The organism is Vibrio sp. 10N.222.49.C9 (assembly GCF_041474985.1).
In the GTDB taxonomy this organism is placed as follows: domain Bacteria; phylum Pseudomonadota; class Gammaproteobacteria; order Enterobacterales; family Vibrionaceae; genus Vibrio; species Vibrio crassostreae_C.
Map to the genome: position 1 here is coordinate 1 of NZ_JBFRVD010000003.1, position 12,427 is coordinate 12,427.

General features: G+C 45.1%; 13 protein-coding genes and 1 pseudogene. 8 read left to right on the top strand and 6 right to left on the bottom strand.

The genetic code is table 11. From position 1 onward, the window contains the following. Positions 1-163: 163 nt before the first annotated feature. Positions 164-670: pseudogene (locus AB4585_RS00560) on the bottom strand (LysE family transporter); the annotation flags it as partial. A 209-nt stretch (positions 671-879) separates the two neighbouring features. Here AB4585_RS00560 and AB4585_RS00565 point away from each other — a divergent pair. From AB4585_RS00565 to AB4585_RS00575, 3 genes are all read left to right on the top strand, one after another. Further along, positions 880-2,118: a DEAD/DEAH box helicase gene (locus AB4585_RS00565; protein ID WP_017060327.1), complete on the top strand. Its 1,239-nt coding sequence runs from the start codon at positions 880-882 to the stop codon at positions 2,116-2,118. A gap of 253 nt (positions 2,119-2,371) precedes the next feature. Further along, on the top strand, positions 2,372-2,593 hold the full coding sequence (locus AB4585_RS00570; protein ID WP_017057116.1) for a hypothetical protein: 222 nt from the start codon (positions 2,372-2,374) through the stop codon (positions 2,591-2,593). Between the two features lie 127 nt (positions 2,594-2,720). Further along, the gene (locus AB4585_RS00575; RefSeq protein ID WP_017065764.1) at positions 2,721-3,023 is read left to right on the top strand and encodes a thiamine-binding protein; all 303 of its coding nucleotides are present in this window, start codon (positions 2,721-2,723) and stop codon (positions 3,021-3,023) included. Positions 3,024-3,080: 57 nt separating this feature from the next. Here the strand turns inward: AB4585_RS00575 and AB4585_RS00580 are convergent, their stop codons facing one another. Together AB4585_RS00580 and AB4585_RS00585 are read right to left on the bottom strand one after the other, a co-directional pair. Further along, positions 3,081-3,248: a hypothetical protein gene (locus AB4585_RS00580; RefSeq protein WP_017060325.1), complete on the bottom strand. Its 168-nt coding sequence runs from the start codon at positions 3,246-3,248 to the stop codon at positions 3,081-3,083. Between the two features lie 109 nt (positions 3,249-3,357). Further along, entirely contained in the window at positions 3,358-3,621 is a 264-nt protein-coding gene (locus AB4585_RS00585) for a DUF1289 domain-containing protein (protein ID WP_017060324.1), read from the bottom strand. Between the two features lie 188 nt (positions 3,622-3,809). On the opposite strand from AB4585_RS00585, the gene AB4585_RS00590 reads away from it, so the two are divergent. From AB4585_RS00590 to AB4585_RS00610, 5 genes are all read left to right on the top strand, one after another. After that, positions 3,810-4,256: an META domain-containing protein gene (locus AB4585_RS00590; RefSeq protein ID WP_004734625.1), complete on the top strand. Its 447-nt coding sequence runs from the start codon at positions 3,810-3,812 to the stop codon at positions 4,254-4,256. Positions 4,257-4,684: 428 nt separating this feature from the next. After that, on the top strand, positions 4,685-5,851 hold the full coding sequence (locus AB4585_RS00595; protein ID WP_017068055.1) for an ABC transporter substrate-binding protein: 1,167 nt from the start codon (positions 4,685-4,687) through the stop codon (positions 5,849-5,851). Between the two features lie 5 nt (positions 5,852-5,856). Continuing rightward, entirely contained in the window at positions 5,857-7,557 is a 1,701-nt protein-coding gene (locus tag AB4585_RS00600) for an ABC transporter permease (RefSeq protein WP_372123645.1), read from the top strand. Next, complete coding sequence (locus AB4585_RS00605) at positions 7,523-8,173, top strand: ATP-binding cassette domain-containing protein (RefSeq protein WP_102504024.1); 651 nt, start codon at positions 7,523-7,525, stop codon at positions 8,171-8,173. Before AB4585_RS00600 ends, AB4585_RS00605 begins: the two co-directional genes overlap by 35 nt. Then, entirely contained in the window at positions 8,163-8,780 is a 618-nt protein-coding gene (locus AB4585_RS00610) for a CDP-alcohol phosphatidyltransferase family protein (RefSeq protein ID WP_372169234.1), read from the top strand. Before AB4585_RS00605 ends, AB4585_RS00610 begins: the two co-directional genes overlap by 11 nt. Positions 8,781-8,873: 93 nt before the next feature. Here the strand turns inward: AB4585_RS00610 and AB4585_RS00615 are convergent, their stop codons facing one another. From AB4585_RS00615 to AB4585_RS00625, 3 genes are all read right to left on the bottom strand, one after another. Further along, a complete protein-coding gene (locus tag AB4585_RS00615) occupies positions 8,874-9,827 on the bottom strand; it encodes a class I SAM-dependent methyltransferase (protein ID WP_065583884.1) in 954 nt (317 codons plus the stop codon). Positions 9,828-9,835: 8 nt separating this feature from the next. After that, positions 9,836-10,534, bottom strand: coding sequence for a TIGR01621 family pseudouridine synthase (locus AB4585_RS00620; protein WP_372169235.1), 699 nt, complete (start codon positions 10,532-10,534; stop codon positions 9,836-9,838). A gap of 177 nt (positions 10,535-10,711) precedes the next feature. Next, positions 10,712-12,328: a methyl-accepting chemotaxis protein gene (locus AB4585_RS00625; RefSeq protein WP_137002277.1), complete on the bottom strand. Its 1,617-nt coding sequence runs from the start codon at positions 12,326-12,328 to the stop codon at positions 10,712-10,714. Positions 12,329-12,427 lie beyond the last annotated feature (99 nt).

Consider the following 12,427-nt stretch of genomic DNA (forward strand, 5'->3'; position numbering starts at 1 on the left):
TGTTCATAAAGGGTGTTGTAGCGTTTTAAGTCATCGGGTTTCATGGGGTTACTCCTGTGAACGACCATCAGGGTGATGGTGTTACAAGAGTATGGTTTGCACTCGTTTTACTCTGCCGCGTAGCGGCTTCGTTCAACAAGCGCTTTAAGGTATCCGCCATTTAGATCACAACTAAGAACCACATCGACACCACTGACGCTTGAATTGCACCAAGTATCAAACTGTCTGTCACAATCGCATCTGTTGAAACAAATTGAGGGAATATAGAAAGATAAAACAGGACAATTTTAGGATTCAGTAGATTAGTGAGAAGCCCTTTGAAAAATTGCTTATAAAGCTTACTTCCCGATGCGCTCACCACAGAGAGCACGCCCTCTTGAGCGCGCAGCGCCGCACGAAAATGGTTATACCCAAGCCAGACAAGATACAAAACCCCAGCCCACTTTAGCCCTTCAAAGGCCATGGGAGTGTTCGACAGTAATAAGCTTATGCCGTTAGCCGAGATAAAGGCATGAAAAAAGAAACCACATGACACGCCCAACACGTTCACAAATGCGAACAGCTTCCTTTGAGTTAAGGCTGTGCTTAATACCAACAGCGCATTTGGGCCCGGGATAATGGCAATAAAAAACACGATAACGATAAACAGCCAGATACTGTCCCAACTCATTTCGATCTCATTTCATGAACATTTTTAGGGCGGACATTGTACGTCCATTCAGTGCCATTACAATATGATAAACGCTTAATTATCGCGTATAGCTAACAGACATAATTCGCGCGTATAATGAATGTGTTTATCGTCTAACATACAAAACTGATTCTCTAACATTTGTAGCCCTGATAGACTCCACCTCCTTTTTGATACTTGGTTCATTTATGTCATTTGATAGCCTAACCCTTAACGCAAAAACCGTCTCCGCGCTCTCATCTCAATTCAATAAGCCGACAGAGATACAGCAAGCGGTAATTCCTACCATTATTGCGGGGAAAGACGTACTCGCATTGGCTCAAACGGGCAGCGGTAAAACATTGGCGTTCGGCTTACCTTTACTGAATAACATCAACCAAGATGTGAATGAACTGCAAGCACTGATCATTGTTCCAACCCGTGAACTTGCATCTCAAGTGACCAAATCTTTAGAACCGATCGCGACAACGCTCAATATCAAATTGGTAACGCTAACGGGCGGCGTAAATACTGATGATCAACAGCAACAATTATCGACTAAACCACAATTAGCCATCGCCACACCGGGCCGCCTACTTGCTTTAATCAAAAGTGATGAACTGGATATAGCTCGGTGTTCATCATTGGTTCTTGATGAAGCCGACCGCCTGATCGACATGGGATTTTGGCCAGATATTCAAGCGATTACTGCAGCACTACCAAGTAAACGTCAGTCACTGTTGTTCTCTGCGACACTTCCGCCCGAATTAGTAGGGCAAGCTGAAGAGCTTCTTTTAAATCCAGTTAAAGTCACGACACATCAAGAAAACAGCGTGGTCGCGACTATTGAAGAAACCCTGTATTTAGTAAACAAAGGCAGTAAAGCTCAAGCGCTCATCGCACTACTCAATCAACACACATGGCCGCAAGTATTGGTATTTATTGGCGCAAAAGACAATGCCGACGCATTAACCAAACGATTGAATAAAGCCAAAATCAGTGTGAGTGCGTTACATGGAAATAAGAGCCAAGAAGAACGAGAGCAAGCATTAGAAAGTTTCAAAAATGGCGAGACTCGTGTGCTTATCGCGACTGATGTGATGGCTCGAGGCATCCATATTGATCAACTACCTATTGTAATTAACTTCGAATTACCTTCTCACTCAGCAACTTACGTACACCGCGTTGGTCGTACAGCAAGAGCAGGAAGTACTGGCTGCGCGGTCTCTCTGGTTAGCCACAGCGAAACTGACTACCTCAATGCGATTCGCACCTTGACCAATAAGCCGTTAGTGCTGCAACCATTAGAGGGTTTCCCGGTTACCGACAAACCTGCATCTGAAACGACCGCTCGCAAGCGTCCACCTAAAGATAAAATGGCCAATCGAAGAACAGCTAAAAAGAAAAGCATTAAGCAATTTAAAAGCAAACCAAATAGCTCTAAGTAACCAGAAATAACTCTAAGTAACCAGAAATAGAATGGTCAGCTCAGTTTGTACTGGGCTTTTTTATATGCAACAAAATACAAATTCACACCCAAAAACTTCCCTAAAGTTGCCAACTTAAATGACACTTTTGTGAATTATGATGCCAACGTATTGATTCTTGGTTGCTCAAAAAAAATACTCTTAAATCACGTTGACGCCCCTATATCTAGCAACTAGATTTTTCTATTAGTGTCTACAACAGGAGGTCATTGAAATGAAACGTGCTAGCTCTACATATCGATTACAACTGATTAAGGAAGTGGCAACTCGCCGAGATCGTCAACGTTCCAATGACCCGATGGCAAACTACATACAAACCCTAATAGATAATAAAGATGATTGTGATACTTCGGTTGAACGCAACCAGAGGTTCAGTGGCAGTCATTTTGATGAGCACATAGGTGGTTGGGTAAGTGACCACTGGGGTAACAAGTAGGACAAAGAGAGTAATCCAACCAGCATAATCGCTGTAGAATTCGTCTCCGAATTAACCTATCATCTGCAACAATTCCCTATCCTAGAGTAAGCAGAAAGTGTCTGAGTTAAAAAGAGAAAAAGAAGTGATGGTTGCCTTCCAAGTGATACCTCGCGTTAAAGAAGGCAACAACTTCGAAGTGGTTGATAAAGCCATTGAAGTTGTGAAAGCTGCCGATGTGCCTTTCCAAGTCGGTGCGATGGAAACTACGATGAAAGGTGAACTCAACCAATTACTCGATATCGTTAAAAAAGCAGAACAAGCTTGCTACGATGCAGGGGCGGTAGAAGTGATCACAAACATTAAGATTCACAGTAAAACCACCGAGGCCGATGATACATTTTGCACTTACCATCGTGGTGTAACGAAAGCGAATCACATGTTTGTTTAATCACATTTTTGTTTCTGAAAACTGAGCTTTAAGAAAGGCTCTGAAGAACCAGTGGTGTTATTGGAAAGGCATGTCTGAGAGGTGAGAAAGGATTTCCATTCGTTCTTCTTCTGACATCGAATGCCAATCACGCGGAGTCTCTTCAGGGTCATCTTTTGCCCCGATCGGTTTTCGGTCAAGTGCTTTGACTGGCTCTTTTTTGATTTTTACGTTCTTTTTATTCATACCGACACCACTCCTTCTGGTACAAAGGTACCTACTTTAATATTACACCCCAACCATTATGTAAAGTAATAGTTACTTCGGAGTTAAATAAAATCTAAATACTTCCTCTTTAGCCAAAAAGATCTCTTTGGGGACTGGTATTTCCCTCTTCATCGACCTGCTTACCAATCAAGTTTTTTTGATTCATTATTTTTCTTCTATAGCGCTGACGACACAGCTTTATCACGTGCAATTGTTCTGACGGTGTCATCGACATCCAATTAAAGCGCTCTTCTCTCTTGCGCATACAACCGTTGCAATAGCCTTTGTCATCGCTTGAACAAACCCCAACGCAAGGGCTTGGAACTTGGAAAAACTCTAACTGCTCCACCATGCCTCCTTACACATTCAAAATTACGCTTACTCTCTCAAAAATAAGCGATTAATTTGTCGCCTGGCTCATGAAATCCATACTAAACTATGACCTTATACTGACACATATAGTGTTTTGTAAACTATACTTTGAACCCATCAAGTTACACTTATCCGGTAACTTCGTTCTTTCCTTTGGAGCCTTATAATATGAAGTTTAGTTCAAAAAAATTACTAGCAGTAGCCGCTTTACCTATGATGCTAGCAGCATGCACAACAACAGGTGACAACGCGATGCAAGTAACACCAACCGATCTACAGCACCATAATTGGGAACTTGCGCAAATTGATGGCAAGGACATTGTGAAAAGCGAAGACCAAGCAGCTCCTCGTCTAGAGATCGGCGAAAAGATGACTGCAAACGGCATGGCTGGTTGTAACAACTTCTTCGGTCAAGGCGAGCTGAAAGACGGTCAATTCCGTATCAAGCAAATGGGCATGACAATGAAAATGTGTCACGGCTCTGCGATGGAAATCGAACAATCGGTTTCTGCTACTCTAAGCGAGTGGAGCGACGTAACGCTAACAAACGATACGCTAGTACTGAAAAACGATGTACACACGCTAACGTACACAATTCGTGACTGGGTAAACTAATCCGTCATCGAAACCAAATACTGATTAAAGGAGCCTGATGGCTCCTTTTTTATTGTCAGCTTGCCCTCACTACTTCTTCAAAATTGACACTCATCGCCGACTTTTCGTACCAGCCTCCAATAAACCTCAAAAATCTCTCATTTAGATGCAATAAATTCAACGGTTCAGCGGTCTGTTGCTAGGATGGCAAAAGCCTAGAGTCTGTCGAGTTTTCGAGGTGATTACAGATCGAACAAAACTCAACCGAGAACTCCCTGCTTGTTCTCAAGTAATTGATTGAATTTACTGTTGAATTAGAATTTATTTCAGAAACAGATAGAATAACTATTAGGGCATGTTGATCTTTCGTTAACCACGAAGGGTCAACACGCCCTAGGGAGTTTGAAAATACAATGCTCTTGCCCGTTCACTACCAAATGGAAAAGTTTATGAACAATATAGTAAGTACGTTAGGAATCATGGCAACCGTTGCATACAGCGCAACCATTTATGCTGATGAAGCAACATCCATCGACAGCTGGAACCAAATAGAACAGCAGGCAGAGGGAGAAACTGTCTACTTTCACGCTTGGGGCGGAAGCCAAGAGATCAATCGTTACCTACAGTGGGCAGGCAAGAAATTACAAAGTGACTACGGTGTCACGTTAAAGCATGTGAAAGTGACCGATATTGCGGAAACCACCACTCGACTGCTTGCTGAAAAAGCGGCAGGAAAGAACAGTGAAGGCAGCGTCGATATCGTCTGGATTAATGGCGAGAACTTCCGTTCGATGAAAGACAACGCGCTATTGTTTGGGCCATTTACGGAATCACTTCCAAATTGGCAGTATGTCGATAAGTCTCTGCCAATTGATGTCGATTTCTCAGAGCCGACAGAAGGCTTAGAAGCACCGTGGGGCGTGGGACAACTGGTGTTCATTCATGACCAAGAAACACTTCACAACCCGCCACAATCATTCTCTGAGATGTTAAGCTACGCTCAGGCTTTCCCGAACCGCTTAAGCTACCCTCGCCCACCAGAGTTTCATGGCACGAGCTTCATTAAGTCACTACTGATTGAACTAACAAACAATAACCCTGCGCTGGCTCAGCCGGTTTCAGAAGACAACTTCCAAGAAGTAACGGCACCACTGTGGGCTTACTTAGATAAATTCCATAAAGTGGCGTGGCGCGGTGGAAAGCAGTTCCCAGCAGGCACATCGGAAAGCATCCAACTTCTGGATGACGGACAGATCGATCTCGCGATTACGTTTAATCCAAACTCTGTTTATTCAGCACAAGCCAGTGGTCGCTTAGCCGAAACCACTAAGGCTTATGCTCTAGAAAGCGGCGCTCTATCTAACATTCACTTCCTTGCGATTCCTTGGAACGCCAATGCAACCGCGGGTGCTCAAGTGACCATTAACTTCTTACTGAGCCCTGAAGCACAGTCTCGCAAGGGGGACCTCAATGTTTGGGGCGATCCTTCGGTTCTGAGCAGCAAGTACCTCACTGGCAGCGCTAAAAACACCCAGCAATTTAAATCGGTTGATGAACCACACCCTAGCTGGCAAAACGCGCTCGAGAAAGAGTGGCTTAAGCGATACGGTAACTAGTCTTCATGCTACGCGCTCTATATTTTGTTGTTATAGCTGTATGCATTATCCCGACCATTCCTGGGGTAGCGGGAGTCGTGGCTTCGTCACTGAGTTTCATCCCGCCCCTTGGTTTAGAGGAGCCGACACTCAACGGTTTTAGCCAAGTCTTTCAATGGGAAGGGGCTTGGCACTCTATTGGCTTAAGCCTAGGTTCAGCAATTGCAAGCAGCTATATAGCCTGCTTCCTGACCTTTTGTATTCTTCAAGCCTCTTGGGGAAACAAGTTTTGGAGAAGGATTGAGTTTACGCTATCGCCAATGCTTGCCATTCCACATGTAGCTTTCGCTATCGGCTTTGCTTTTCTGTTTAGTCCAACGGGGCTTGGCGCAAGAGCGGTACATCACTTGCTCGGCGAATCGGCTACCAGCTCTGAATTGGCGTTATTGGTGAAAGACCCATACGCGTTCGGCTTAATTATTATGCTCGCACTCAAAGAAGTCCCCTTCTTATTGCTGATGAGCATTTCGATACTTCAGCAAATTGATGTAGAGCGTATCACCAAGGTCAGTGCATCGCTCGGTTACAGCCGCGCTCAGATCTGGTGGAAATGTATTTTCCCACAATGGTTTACTAAGCTTCGTTTCCCAATGCTGGCGGTACTCGCTTACAGTGTCTCGGTTGTCGATATTGCTTTGATCATAGGCCCAACCAACCCGCCGACCTTTGCCGTTTTGGTATGGCAATGGTTCAACGATCCGGATCTTAACCTACTTCCGCGAGCTGCTGCTGGTGCCATCGTTTTGTTTGGTTTAGCTTCGTTGATCATCGCCTTGGCGCGTTTAGTTGAATGGGCGGTTCTTAAGTACTTTCGAACTTGGCAGTATTCCGGAAGAACAGGGGCAAACCTTCCGGGGAAAACGGTATTCACTGTCCTTGCTAGCCTTTCACTGCTGATCATTCCTTTAATGGTAATTTGGAGCGTTGCTCAGCGTTGGCGCTTCCCTGATTTACTGCCGAGCCGCTACAGCACGCGCTTCTGGGAGTTCGAGTGGGAAGGCATCATGAGCACCGTTGGTCAAAGCTTATGGATTGGTCTGATTGCTGCTTCAATCGCTTTGTTGCTTGCGCTGGTTGCTCACGAATACAGAATCAAATACAAGTGGCAAGTTCCGGGCTTCATTATCGCTATTCCAATGCTAATACCACAGCTTTCAGTGTTGTTTGGTATGCAAGTCACGACCCTCTACATCGGCAGTAGTGCCTATGAGTTCTGGGTGATTTGGGCGCATGTTTTCTTTGCTTTCCCGTTTGTGTACCTGTCTTTGGATGGCCCGTGGAAAAGCTTCAATGATGGGTTGATTAAAGCCTCGCTGAGCCTAGGTAAATCGCCATTTCAGAGTTGGTATTCGATCAAACTACCAATCTTGCTTCCTGCGATTGCCTTTGCTTGGGCGGTCGGGATCAGCGTGAGTTTGGCCCAATACCTTCCAACATTAATGCTCGGCGCGGGCCGTATTAGCACCATCACCACAGAAGCCGTTGCCCTAACCAGTGGTTTCGACCGCAGGGTAACCGCAATTTATGCCATTTGGCAGGCCTTGTTGCCTCTGTTCTTTTTCTCTTTAGCGATATTAGTCAGCCGACTTCAACTTAGATATCGCCGTCTTACTTTTAAAGGTTTTCTTACTAATGAGTCTGCACCTCAACGACCTCGCCATCCATAAAAACGGTGGCGAATCGCTGTTTTCAGCGCTAAACGTAACATTAGAATCAGGCCAAATATTGGCGCTGATGGGGCCAAGCGGCTGCGGAAAATCGACTTTGTTAGATGCCATCGCGGGTCACCTGAATGACGAGTTCTCATACTCTGGCACCGTTATTTTGAACGATATTCAACTAGACGATCTCCCATCACATCGGCGTGAAGTTGGTATTCTGTTTCAAGACGACTTGTTATTTCCACACCTAAAAGTATGGGAGAACTTGGCCTTTTCCTTACCAAACTCGGTTAAGGGTTCAGATCGTCAACAACAAGCAATGGAAGCGTTAAAAGACATTGAACTGACCCGCTTGGCTGAGTCATTTCCCGACCAAATATCTGGCGGCCAGCGAGCGAGAATTAGCTTAACTCGTATGCTATTGGCGAAACCGAAATTGGCGTTGCTTGATGAGCCGTTTAGTAAGCTCGACCAAGAACTCAGAGCCCAGTTTCGCGACTGGGTATTTGAGCAACTCACTAAAGCGAATATTCCGACATTAATGGTGACGCACGACCAAACCGATGTGCCTCAAGGGGCAAAAGTTCTGTCTTGGCCATGGAGAAGTAACCATGCTGGATAAGTACTCTATTAAGATCATTAAGTGGCCATTAAATCAATCAGCCAAACTACTTAATAGATTCGGCATCACAGCCAACCAAACCACCCTGTTTGGGTTTCTGGTTGGATGTTTAGCGTTTCCAGCATTGGCATTTCAACAATACGAATGGGCGTTAGGGTTTATTGTATTTAACAGGGTTTGCGACGGGCTTGATGGAGCCTTGGCTCGAATCCAAGGTATTAGTGATGCGGGCGGTTTCCTCGACATCAGCCTCGATTTTCTTTTCTACTCATTAATCCCCTTTGGCTTTGTTATCGCCAACCCAGAACACAACGCCATTGCCGGTGCATTTTTGATTTTCTCTTTTATCGGCACTGGCAGCAGCTTTTTAGCGTTTGCGGTTATGGCAGGCAAGCGAGGCATCGAAAACCCAGTCTATAAGCATAAGTCTCTGTACTACATGTCAGGGCTAACCGAAGGCACTGAAACCATCGCTTGTTTCATTGCTTTCTGTATTTGGCCTCAACACTTTGCGGCTATCGCTTACACCTTTGGTGCAGCTTGTTGGCTAACCACGTTCATGCGTATTTATTTTGGGTTTCAGACACTAAAAAACCAAGCTAGTTAATAAATGAGTTAGTTTCTTGCACCTATAAAAACGCCGCTCATTGTGAGCGGCGTTTTCTATATTAGTATGGATAATGCCCGCTAAATCATGACATCAAGCTTCAGCTGAAGCCGTGATTTTAAACCTCAATACCTTTAGGCTTGAATCAAGGTCGACATCGACAAACTCAGGCGGGTTGTCCAGACGCTCAATGAACTCAACGCTTGGCGCTTCTTCTGCCATCGTCTCAATCAGGAAGTTTGGTGAGACTGCTGGTGAGTTCACACACGCAATCACTTCACCGCCTTCAGTTAGAAGTTCAGGCAAACGACGTAAGATCTTTTTGTAATCTTTAGTTAAAGCAAAGCTGCCTTTTTGGAACGAAGGCGGATCGATGATCACTAGCTCATAAGGACCGCCCTTCTTGATTTTGCCCCACGACTTAAAGATATCGTAGCCAAGGAAGTTAACCGAGCGCATATCGTGATCATTCAGACGGTGGTTATCGCGGCCTTTATTCAACGAGCCACGTGACATATCCACATTCATGCACTGACGAGCGCCACCAGCGATAGCCGCGACAGAGAAACCACAAGTGTATGCAAACAGGTTAAGAACGTTCTTATCCTTGGCATTATCTTGTACCCACTGACGACCATTACGCATGTCTAGGAACAAACCGAAGTTCTGATTACGGCCAATGTCTAATTGGTACTTAAGGCCATGCTCAACCACAACCGGAGAGTCATTCAACTCACCCCATAGAACCTCTGAAGGCGCACCATCGGCATAACGGTGTTGCAGAACAATGCTTGTGCCCTGCTTTGATTGCCAGATATCTTTGTTGGTGAGTTCAACCAATCCAGCTTTAAGAGATGACAAGAATTCATCGTCGACTTCTTTAAACACGTTAACCAGTAGCTGTCCATCAACCCAGTCACATGTCAGTTGCTCTAGACCAGGCCAAAACTTACCGCGCCCGTGGAAAATACGGCGTAGTTCGTTTGGTACTTCATTAAGTTGCTGTTCAATATGACTAAAAAACAGAGGTAAAGCTGATGCTTCCATTATTTCACTCACTTAGTGTTTAGCTTTGGCCAAGTTAATGACCAAGGTTCAAGCCAACTGTCCAAACCGTTCGACACGGTTTCTTGATGCCACTTCTCACCCAAGGAGTTTAGGCTTCTTGGATCGCAGACATATTCGTAGGCTTGTGATTGATAGGCAAATCGAATCGCGAAGGCATGCAGATAACCTCTGTCAGCCTCACTCGATGGATTATAAATAGGGTCACCAACAATGGCTGAGCCGATCGACTTCATCGCGACACGGATCTGGTGAGTTCGCCCCGTATAGGGTTTGCATAACAGCAGACGCTCACCGGGTTCAGCCGTTGCTGATAAAAACTGAGTAATCGCAGGGTTCTCTTTGGATGTCAGAAGTTTCCAACTTGAGCGTCGTGAGCGCTCCATATCCCCAGAAATCAAACCCTGCTTTTTCTTTGGCTTCTTAGAACCGATCGCAAGGTAGTATTTCTCTACTTCACGCTTTGCAAATAGCTGTGAAAGCTCGCTCGCCGCCGACGCATTTTTTGCCAGCAGCAGAATGCCCGAAGTCATTTTATCTAGTCGATGAACGAGATACAGCTTAGGCTCATTAATTGCCTTAGCAACTTCTTGAAGCAACATGGTATCGTCATCGTCTTTGTGGACGCTGACTCCAGGGTGCTTATTGATAAGTAAAAAATCAGAGTGGTTCAGAAGAATATCGAACATTAAAGGCTAGCTCCATTGTAGAACGTAGAGTATACCTCGTCTGAACCCAGATTCCAGCTACGAAAAAGCCCAACTCACTCAATAAATATTGAATCGTTGGGCTTCTTTTCAGCAACTAGCGATCAGTGCGTGGTCTTTACTCGATTACCAATAGGTAAATAGAACCAAGCTACCGCTTTACGCCAGTTTAAACTTACCAACTAATGCTTCTAGCTCAGCAACCTTAGCGTTCAAGCCTGATGTATTTTCGGAGCTACGAGTTGCTAGCTGCAGAGATTGCTCAGAGATATCGCTAATCGCGGTAATGTCCGCTGCAATTTCTTTGGTCACAGCCGTCTGTTCTTCTGCCGCAGTCGCAATAGAGTTAACCATGCTTTGTACATTGCCCGCACCGCTCACAATCGCTTCTAGAGCCGAAACAGCACCTGAGCTTTGCTCAACACCAATCTCAACTAAACGACAGTTATCTTGAGTGTAAGTCACCGCTTCTTGAGTGCCCGATTGAATCGATTGAATGATGCCCGAGACTTCTCGTGTCGCTTTGGTTGTTCTTTCTGCTAGCGCTCGCACTTCATCGGCTACCACAGCAAAACCACGACCAAACTCGCCAGCACGCGCAGCCTCAATCGCAGCGTTAAGAGCTAACAGGTTAGTTTGCTCAGCAATGTCTTCGATTACCTTGATAACGCTACCAATCTGCTCACCGTGAGAACCTAGAGTATTCATTTGCAACGACATATCGCTCATTTGAGTCGACACTTGTTGAATACTCGCCACCATCTCAACAATCACGTTGCGGCCATCTTCTGCAGAGGTTTCTGAGCGACGTGCTTCTTCATAAGTTGAAGTACCTTGCTGCGCCACTTCAGAAATGGTCAAGCTTAGCTCTTCAGCAGCCGTTGCAATCAAGTTAGCTTTGTCTGCTTGAGCTGATGCACCAGTAACGATGTCTTGGCTAATAGAAGAGAGCTCCCCTGTCACCGATTGGACTTGGTGAGTCACAGACGAGATTGAACCTAATAGGTCTACTAGTGATTTCTGCATCTGGTTAATCGACTTAGCCAGTTCAGCCAATTCATCACCAGAATCATCAATAATGTCGCCTGCCGTTAGGTCACCATTTGCTACACGTCGTGCTACTTGTTCTACACGAGTAAGACGATTGGTAATAGAGCTAGACAATAGATACGCAATCACACAACCAAAGACAATCGCAATAGCAGACAACACCATGATGGTGCGCTCGATGGTAGTAAACGTGTCGGTTAGTGTCAGTAGTGACTGTTCTGTATCTGCGCGCTCACTTGCTGACGCTTGATCCAGTAAGTTCTCAATAGGGATAAGATTGCTCTCATACAAAGATCGTAGCTGTTGAATATTGGCTAGTAGCGCAGCTTCATCATTGATCTTCGGCACAAGCTTTGATTCAAACTCTTGAGTGAAACGCCCCATCAGGTCTTCAATTCGCTGAATACGGCGGTGGTCTTCCGAACCTCTACTCTCCAAACGCTTAGCCTGCTCGATAGCTTGAGCAAATTCGTTCTTGTTGGTTCGATAATCATTGAGTGCATTATCGACCAGAGTGATTGCACCCAGAGCATCTCGATAGACATCTCCAGCTTCATCGATCAAAACAAGGTAGGTAACGGTACCCGGTACATCATCTAATCTAATCTCATCGGCGCTCTTATGAGCGCCAATAACTTCCATCCATACAATACCGACTAACGTGACAAGCACCGCCAATATAGAGCCAAAACCGGCATACAGTTTCTTTCTCACTGACAATTTCAAACAACACCTACCTAAATCAAAATATAGCTCTAACAGCTATTCGTTCCATTTATATCGGCTATCAGACGGATACCTTTAATGGTTATTTTTCTTAGATAA

Bases quoted from the DNA above. Each gene is read 5' to 3' on its own strand.
- AB4585_RS00590 (WP_004734625.1), top strand. From the start codon at position 3,810: ATGAAGTTTAGTTCAAAAAAATTACTAGCAGTAGCCGCTTTACCTATG.
- AB4585_RS00620 (WP_372169235.1), bottom strand. From the start codon at position 10,534: ATGTTCGATATTCTTCTGAACCACTCTGATTTTTTACTTATCAATAAG.
- AB4585_RS00565 (WP_017060327.1), top strand. From the start codon at position 880: ATGTCATTTGATAGCCTAACCCTTAACGCAAAAACCGTCTCCGCGCTC.
- AB4585_RS00595 (WP_017068055.1), top strand. From the start codon at position 4,685: ATGAACAATATAGTAAGTACGTTAGGAATCATGGCAACCGTTGCATAC.
- AB4585_RS00585 (WP_017060324.1), bottom strand. From the start codon at position 3,621: ATGGTGGAGCAGTTAGAGTTTTTCCAAGTTCCAAGCCCTTGCGTTGGG.
- AB4585_RS00580 (WP_017060325.1), bottom strand. From the start codon at position 3,248: ATGAATAAAAAGAACGTAAAAATCAAAAAAGAGCCAGTCAAAGCACTT.
- AB4585_RS00600 (WP_372123645.1), top strand. From the start codon at position 5,857: ATGCTACGCGCTCTATATTTTGTTGTTATAGCTGTATGCATTATCCCG.
- AB4585_RS00570 (WP_017057116.1), top strand. From the start codon at position 2,372: ATGAAACGTGCTAGCTCTACATATCGATTACAACTGATTAAGGAAGTG.
- AB4585_RS00610 (WP_372169234.1), top strand. From the start codon at position 8,163: ATGCTGGATAAGTACTCTATTAAGATCATTAAGTGGCCATTAAATCAA.
- AB4585_RS00575 (WP_017065764.1), top strand. From the start codon at position 2,721: ATGGTTGCCTTCCAAGTGATACCTCGCGTTAAAGAAGGCAACAACTTC.
- AB4585_RS00615 (WP_065583884.1), bottom strand. From the start codon at position 9,827: ATGGAAGCATCAGCTTTACCTCTGTTTTTTAGTCATATTGAACAGCAA.
- AB4585_RS00605 (WP_102504024.1), top strand. From the start codon at position 7,523: ATGAGTCTGCACCTCAACGACCTCGCCATCCATAAAAACGGTGGCGAA.